Annotated in this window: 10 protein-coding genes; 8 read left to right on the top strand and 2 right to left on the bottom strand. The window is 71.4% G+C overall.

Features of this window, described 5'->3' with window-relative positions; translation table 11 throughout:
- The 3 genes from AC2W7J_RS14420 to AC2W7J_RS14410 all read left to right on the top strand — a co-directional run.
- Window positions 1–250, top strand: a 250-nt coding sequence (locus AC2W7J_RS14420) for a glycosyltransferase (protein WP_485983224.1), incomplete at its 5' end; no start/stop codon positions are given.
- The gene (locus AC2W7J_RS14415; protein ID WP_485983222.1) at window positions 247–795 is read left to right on the top strand and encodes a type III secretion system chaperone family protein; all 549 of its coding nucleotides are present in this window, start codon (window positions 247–249) and stop codon (window positions 793–795) included. The genes AC2W7J_RS14420 and AC2W7J_RS14415, both read left to right, overlap by 4 nt.
- Window positions 796–817: 22 nt before the next feature.
- A complete protein-coding gene (locus AC2W7J_RS14410) occupies window positions 818–1,552 on the top strand; it encodes a phosphoglyceromutase (protein WP_255185131.1) in 735 nt (244 codons plus the stop codon).
- A 75-nt stretch (window positions 1,553–1,627) separates the two neighbouring features.
- Here the strand turns inward: AC2W7J_RS14410 and phoU are convergent, their stop codons facing one another.
- Window positions 1,628–2,302, bottom strand: a complete 675-nt coding sequence (gene phoU / locus AC2W7J_RS14405) for a phosphate signaling complex protein PhoU (RefSeq protein ID WP_255185132.1) — start codon at window positions 2,300–2,302, stop codon at window positions 1,628–1,630.
- A 157-nt stretch (window positions 2,303–2,459) separates the two neighbouring features.
- Between phoU and AC2W7J_RS14400 the strand changes: the two genes are divergently transcribed.
- The 3 genes from AC2W7J_RS14400 to AC2W7J_RS14390 are packed head-to-tail and all read left to right on the top strand — an operon-like array spanning window position 2,460 to window position 4,365.
- Entirely contained in the window at window positions 2,460–3,194 is a 735-nt protein-coding gene (locus tag AC2W7J_RS14400) for a histidine kinase dimerization/phospho-acceptor domain-containing protein (RefSeq protein ID WP_485983219.1), read from the top strand.
- Window positions 3,191–3,685: a sensor histidine kinase gene (locus AC2W7J_RS14395; RefSeq protein ID WP_485983217.1), complete on the top strand. Its 495-nt coding sequence runs from the start codon at window positions 3,191–3,193 to the stop codon at window positions 3,683–3,685. The genes AC2W7J_RS14400 and AC2W7J_RS14395 overlap by 4 nt, the downstream gene beginning before the upstream one ends.
- Window positions 3,685–4,365 (top strand): response regulator transcription factor, encoded by a 681-nt coding sequence (locus AC2W7J_RS14390; RefSeq protein WP_255185134.1) that lies wholly within the window; start codon window positions 3,685–3,687, stop codon window positions 4,363–4,365. Before AC2W7J_RS14395 ends, AC2W7J_RS14390 begins: the two co-directional genes overlap by 1 nt.
- Before the next feature lie 76 nt (window positions 4,366–4,441).
- Here the strand turns inward: AC2W7J_RS14390 and AC2W7J_RS14385 are convergent, their stop codons facing one another.
- The gene (locus tag AC2W7J_RS14385) at window positions 4,442–4,966 is read right to left on the bottom strand and encodes a hypothetical protein (protein WP_485983214.1); all 525 of its coding nucleotides are present in this window, start codon (window positions 4,964–4,966) and stop codon (window positions 4,442–4,444) included.
- A 155-nt stretch (window positions 4,967–5,121) separates the two neighbouring features.
- Here AC2W7J_RS14385 and AC2W7J_RS14380 point away from each other — a divergent pair, with 155 nt between their 5' ends.
- Window positions 5,122–5,604 (top strand): CarD family transcriptional regulator, encoded by a 483-nt coding sequence (locus AC2W7J_RS14380; RefSeq protein ID WP_007927253.1) that lies wholly within the window; start codon window positions 5,122–5,124, stop codon window positions 5,602–5,604.
- Window positions 5,605–5,648: 44 nt separating this feature from the next.
- The gene (gene ispD / locus AC2W7J_RS14375; protein ID WP_485983212.1) at window positions 5,649–6,317 is read left to right on the top strand and encodes a 2-C-methyl-D-erythritol 4-phosphate cytidylyltransferase; all 669 of its coding nucleotides are present in this window, start codon (window positions 5,649–5,651) and stop codon (window positions 6,315–6,317) included.
- Window positions 6,318–6,406 lie beyond the last annotated feature (89 nt).

Below are 6,406 nucleotides of genomic sequence, written 5' to 3'. Positions count from 1 at the left end.
GCGTCGGCGACGCCGGTGTCCTCGTGCCCGGCCACGAGCCCGAGCGTGTGGGCCGACGAGCTGCTCGCCGTCCTCCGACGACCCCGACCGGGCGAGCGACCTGAGGCGCCGAGCGCGCGCGCACGCCGAGGGATTCGGCTGGGCGGTGACCGTCGACCGGCTCCTCGAGGTCTACGCCGATGCCGTCGCCGAGCGCGAGTCGCTCTCCGCCGAGACCCCGACCGACGAGCCCCTGGAGGTGGCCCGATGACCGAGCAGCCCGAGCACGCACCCACCCCCGACGCCGAGGCCCAGCGGGCCCTCGACGTCGTCACCCGCGTCGTGACCGACGCCGGGCTCGAGCACGAGGCCGGTGCCCGTGACGGCGAGCTCGTCGTCACCCTGCCGGGGGAGAAGAAGCTCAAGACCGTTGTCTCCCTCGTCGTCGGCGAGCGGGCCCTGTCCGTCTCGGCCTTCGTCATCCGCAACGCGGACGAGAACCACGCGCAGTTCTACCGCCACCTGCTCCGGCGCAACCTGCGCATGCCCCTGCTCGCCTACTCGATCGACGCCTCCGGCGACGTCTACGTGGGCGGGCGGATCCCCCTTCGCGCGGTGACCGAGGAGGTCGTCGACCAGGTGCTCGGCGTCGTGCTCGAGGCCGCCGACGGACCCTTCAACGAGCTGCTGCTCCTCGGCTTCCGCAGCTCGATGCAGAAGGAGTGGGACTGGCGCGTCTCGCGCGGCGAGTCGCTGCGCAACCTCGAGGCCTTCCGCTCCGTCCTCGAGCGGACGGACGGGTCCGCGCCGGAGTGACCGGCGTCGATACGCTGGCCCCATGTCGACTCTGATCCTGCTGCGCCACGGCCGTTCCGACTGGAACGAGAAGAACCTCTTCACCGGATGGGTCGACGTCGACCTCATCGACAGGGGCCGCGAGGAGGCCGTCCGCGGCGGCCAGCTCATCAAGGAGTCCGGTCTGCTGCCGGACGTCGTGCACACCTCCGTGCTCCGCCGGGCGATCACCACCGCCAACCTCGCCCTCGACGCGGCCGACCGCCACTGGATCCCGGTGCGTCGCGACTGGCGGCTCAACGAGCGCCACTACGGCGCCCTGCAGGGCCTCGACAAGGCTGCGACGCGGGACAAGTACGGCGACGAGCAGTTCATGCTCTGGCGGCGCAGCTTCGACACCCCGCCGCCCGCCATCGAGCCGGACGACGAGTTCGCCCAGACCGACGACCCGCGCTACGCCGACCTGCCCGAGGTCCCGCGCACCGAGTGCCTCAAGGACGTCATCGCCCGCCTCATGCCCTACTGGGAGGGGCCGATCCGCGAGGACCTCGCCGCCGGCCGCACCGTCCTCGTCACCGCCCACGGCAACTCCCTGCGGGCCCTGGTCAAGCACCTCGACGGCATCAGCGACGAGGACATCGCCGGGCTCAACATCCCGACCGGCATGCCCTTGGTCTACGACCTCGGCGAGGACTTCATGCCGACCCGCCCGGGCGAGTACCTCGACCCCGAGGCCGCGGCCGCGGAGGCCGCTGCGGTCGCCAACCAGGGTCGCTGACCGCCGGACGACAGCGAGAGGGCCCGCCGACGTGCAGTCGGCGGGCCCTCTCGTGTGCTCGGCAGGCGAAGGGGGTCAGTCCCGCTCCGCCTCCTCCGCGAGGTCGATGGCGCCCGGGTCACCGGTGACGAGGAAGCCGACCCGACGGGCGACGGTGACCGCGTGGTCGCCGAAGCGCTCGTAGTAGCGGCTCAGCAGGGCGACGTCGACGGCGCTCGTCGTGCCGTGCTGCCACGCGCCCTCGGCGAGCCGGGTGAACATCTCGCGGTGGTGCGTGTCGAGCTCGTCGTCGGTGGTCTCGATGTCCCGGGCCTGCGCGAGGTCCTGGGTGCGGATGACCTGCCCGACGCGGGCGACGAGGTCCTCGGCGATGCCGCCCATCTCGGCGAAGGTCGCGGCGATCTCGTCGGGGACGGCGTGCTCGGGGTAGCGCATGCGCGCGACCTGGGCGACGTGGCGCGCGAGGTCGCCCATGCGCTCGAGGTCGCCGGACATGCGCATCGAGGCGACGACCGTGCGCAGGTCGCTGGCGACCGGGGCCTGCCGCGCGAGCAGGTCGACGGAGCGCGCGTCGAGGTCGTTGCGCCGGGCGTCGATGTCCTGGTCGGACTCGATGACGCGCTCGGCGAGCTGGACGTCGGCCTCGAGCAGCGCGCGGGTGGAGTCGCGGATCGCGGTGCTGACGAGCTCCGAGAGGGAGACGAGGTCGTCGGCGATGGCCTCGAGCTCGTCGTGGAAGACCTGGCGCATGGCGCCCCCTTCGATGGGTGTGGGCAGTGTCGCTGGTGTGCCTGTCTACGCGGGACGGGTGAACGTCGTCGGGCGCGCAGGTGAACATCGCGGGCGCGCTCGGCGGTGGTCGCGGCCCGGTCCCAGCATGCCCCACCGGAGAAGTACTCTCGGTGACGTGGAGCCAACGACCGCGGCAATTCTCGGGGGTGCTGCCGGCCTGCTCATCGCCTTCCTCGTGTGGGCTGCGATCACGATGAGCGACCGGGAGCGTGCCGTGGACCACGCGCCCGAGCCCGAGGTGCCGAAGGGGGTCGGTGACGTCCTCGCCGTGCTGCGCTCCTCCGGTGTCGTCCTCGACCACGAGGGCCGGGTCCTGTCGAGCTCGCCCGCAGCGGTCTCCTACGGCCTCGTGCGCCACGGCCGGCTCGTCGAGCCGGCGATCCGGGCGATGGTCGACAAGGCCGCCCGCCACGGCGTCATCGAGGAGCAGGAGCTCGAGCTGCGCCGCCCGGGGATGAGCACGACGACCTACGTCGCCGCCCGCGTCGCCCCGCTCGGGGCGCGCCACCTGCTGCTGCTCGTCGACGACCAGTCCCAGGGCCGCCGCGTCGAGGAGACCCGCCGCGACTTCGTGGCCAATGTCAGCCACGAGCTCAAGACGCCGGTCGGCGGCATCTCGCTGCTCGCCGAGGCGGTCATGGACGCCAAGGACGACCCCGAGGCGGTCGACCGCTTCGCCCGCCGCATGCAGGGCGAGGCGACCCGGCTGTCGAGCCTCATCCGCGAGATCGTCGAGCTCTCCCGGCTGCAGGGCACGCCGTCCTGCAGGACCCGCCGCTCGTCGACGTCGAGGACGTCGTCGCGCTCGCCCTCGAGCACCTGCGCATCGAGGCCGAGGCCAAGGACATGACCCTGACCGACAAGGTCGCCGAGGACCTCTACGTGCGCGGTGACCAGGACATGCTCGTCACCGCGGTGCGCAACCTCGTCGGCAATGCCATCTCCTACTCCGAGGCCGGCACGGCCGTCGGGGTGGGGGCGCGCCTGCACGGCGACACGATCGAGATCGCCGTCACCGACCAGGGGCCGGGCATCCCCGAGCCGGAGCAGGCGCGCATCTTCGAGCGCTTCTACCGCATGGACGCCGCGCGCTCGCGGGCCACCGGCGGCACCGGTCTCGGCCTGTCGATCGTCAAGCACATCTGCGCCAACCACGGGGGAGACGTGCGCGTGTGGAGCGACGGGTCGCAGGGCTCGACCTTCACGATCCGCCTGCCCGCCGCCCCCGAGACCCTCGACGCCCACGGCGTCGAGCTGGAGCTCGCCGGCGACGACGCCCCCGATGCGGCCTCCCCGGCCGCCGAGACCCCTTCCCCCACCCTCACAAAGGAGCCCCGCTGATGACACGCATCCTCGTGGTCGAGGACGAGGTGTCCTTCTCGGACCCCCTGTCGTACCTGCTGCGCAAGGAGGGGTACGACGTCGAGGTCGCCGAGACCGGTCCGGACGCCATCACGGCCTTCGACTCCGACGGCGCCGACCTCGTGCTGCTCGACCTGATGCTGCCGGGCCTGTCGGGCATCGACGTCTGCCGATCGATCCGGCAGAAGTCCAACGTGCCGGTCATCATGCTCACCGCCAAGGACGGTGAGATCGACAAGGTCGTGGGCCTCGAGATCGGTGCCGACGACTACGTGACCAAGCCCTACAGCTCGCGCGAGCTGCTCGCCCGGATCAAGGCGGTGCTGCGACGCAACAGTGAGCCCGAGGAGCTGCTGCCCGCGACCATCGAGGGCGGGCCCGTGCGCATGGACGTCGACCGGCACGTCGTGGCCGTCGACGGCACCCAGGTGCAGCTGCCGCTCAAGGAGTTCGAGCTGCTCGAGATGCTCCTGCGCAATGTCGGTCGGGTGCTCACCCGCGTGCAGCTCATCGACCGCGTGTGGGGCAGCGACTACGTCGGCGACACCAAGACGCTCGACGTCCACATCAAGCGGCTGCGGGCCAAGATCGAGCCGGACCCGGCCAAGCCGGTTCACATCGTCACCGTCCGCGGACTGGGCTACAAGTTCGAGGCCTGACCTCCCCTTCGGTCCGGACGACGAGAGGCCGGCACCCGATGGGGTGCCGGCCTCTCGTCGTGCGAAGGGGGAGTGCTCAGTGGCCCTCGGACTCCGACTCGCTCTCGCTGTGGGTCTCGGAGGGGGTGGGGGTCCAGCCCTCGGGGGCGTCGGTCTCGTAGTAGCCCTCGGGGTCGAGGACCGGGACGCTGACCGGGGTGGCGGAGCCGCCGGTGCTGATCTCGACGTCGGTCATCTCGCCCGGGCCGGCCTTGACGGACTTCAGCGTCAGCTCGGCCTTGTCCTTGCCGCCGAGGGTGACCGCCTGGTGGGCCGGGATCTTGGCCTGCACCTTGCTGCTGCCGGCCGAGACGGTGAAGGTCATGTCCTTGCCGGTCTCGTTCTCCACGGCGCCGGTGACGACCGCGTCGCCGCCCGCCTCGCCGCTGACCAGGGCGAGGTTGCGCACGTGGGCGCCCTCGAGGTCGACGGACACACCATCGGTGATCGACTGGGTCTTCGCCGTCTGGAAGGGGGAGTTGACCGAGCAGCCGGCGGTGCCGGCGGCCAGCAGGGCCGCCAGGGCCACGACAGGGGTGCGGGTGAGGAGGTTGCGCTTCACGGGGCACAGCCTAGCGGGGGTGTGCGCGTGGGATGCGCCGGGCCACGGCTCGTGCTCTCCACGCGCGCGCGAAGGGGCATTGTGGCGGGGCTGACGGCTGTGCGACCCACGACACGCCGTGATAATCTGGAGGTCGCGAAAGGGGAAATCTCCACATGGTTTTCAAGGTCGGCGAGACGGTCGTGTACCCCCACCACGGGGCTGCTCTGATCGAAGAGATCAAGATTCGAAAGATCAAGGGCGAGGACAAGCAGTACCTCAAGCTCAAGGTGGCCCAGGGTGACCTGACCATCGAGGTGCCCGCCGAGAACTGCGACCTCGTGGGTGTCCGCGACGTCGTGGGCAAGGAGGGTCTGGACCGCGTCTTCGAGGTGCTGCGCACCCCGCACGCGGAGGAGCCGACCAACTGGTCGCGCCGCTACAAGGCCAACCTCGAGAAGCTGGCCTCCGGCGACGTCATCAAGGTGGCCGAGGTCGTGCGCGACCTGTGGCGCCGCGAGAAGGACCGCGGCCTCTCGGCCGGCGAGAAGCGCATGCTGGCCAAGGCCCGCCAGATCCTCGTCTCCGAGCTCGCGCTCGCAGAGAAGACGGACGAGGACAAGGCCGAGGTCATCCTCGACGAGGTCCTCGCGTCCTGAACGACTCACTGCTGACGCAGTCCGACGCCCACACCGATCACGGTGTGGGCGTCGTCGTCGTGGCCGCCGGGTCCGGCACCAGGCTCGGGGCCGACCGGCCCAAGGCCTTCGTCGAGATCGAGGGCGTGACGATCCTCGAGCGTGCGGTCTCCGGGGTGCTGCAGGCTCCCGTCGACCAGCTCGTCGTCGTGCCCGAGGACCTCGTCGCGGAGGCGACCGAGCTGGTCGACCCCCTGCGTCCGGAGGGGGTCGACGTCACCGTCGTCACCGGCGGCGCCGAGCGCACCGACTCGGTCGCGGCCGGCCTCGCCGCACTCGGTGAGGACGTCGACGTCGTGCTCGTCCACGACGCGGCCCGCTGCCTGACTCCCGTCGCCGTCTTCGAGCGGGTGCTCGCCGCCCTGACCGCGGGTGCCGCCGGTGCGATCCCCGGGGTGCCCGTCGTCGACACGATCAAGGTCGTCGACGCCGCGGGCGTCATCACGGCCACCCCGCTGCGCGAGTCGCTGCGCGCGGTGCAGACACCACAGGGCTTCGACCGGGCGGTGCTCGTCGCCGCCCACGCCTCCGGCGCCGTCGCGACCGACGACGCCGCGCTCGTCGAGGCCCTCGGCCACGACGTCGTCGTCGTCGAGGGCGACCTGCTCGCGATGAAGATCACGACCGTCGACGACCTCGCCCGCGCCGAGCGCCTGCTCGCCACCGCCGACTGACCCCGCCTGCCTCCCCCCCCCACCATCTCGTCAAAAACCCATAGGGTTTTGGTCAGAGTTTGTGTGCGCAAGACCTACGGGTTTTTGAG

It is taken from the genome of Janibacter sp. CFPM2_SD2, from assembly GCF_057364645.1.
The sequence above is the reverse complement of the archived record's forward strand: the minus strand, read 5'-3'. Positions and strand labels throughout refer to the sequence as shown.

Excerpts from the sequence above, each read along its gene's own strand:
- AC2W7J_RS14395 (WP_485983217.1), top strand. The coding sequence starts at position 3,191 with ATGACCCTGACCGACAAGGTCGCCGAGGACCTCTACGTGCGCGGTGAC.
- AC2W7J_RS14390 (WP_255185134.1), top strand. The coding sequence starts at position 3,685 with ATGACACGCATCCTCGTGGTCGAGGACGAGGTGTCCTTCTCGGACCCC.
- AC2W7J_RS14380 (WP_007927253.1), top strand. The coding sequence starts at position 5,122 with ATGGTTTTCAAGGTCGGCGAGACGGTCGTGTACCCCCACCACGGGGCT.
- AC2W7J_RS14415 (WP_485983222.1), top strand. The coding sequence starts at position 247 with ATGACCGAGCAGCCCGAGCACGCACCCACCCCCGACGCCGAGGCCCAG.
- AC2W7J_RS14410 (WP_255185131.1), top strand. The coding sequence starts at position 818 with ATGTCGACTCTGATCCTGCTGCGCCACGGCCGTTCCGACTGGAACGAG.
- phoU (WP_255185132.1), bottom strand. The coding sequence starts at position 2,302 with ATGCGCCAGGTCTTCCACGACGAGCTCGAGGCCATCGCCGACGACCTC.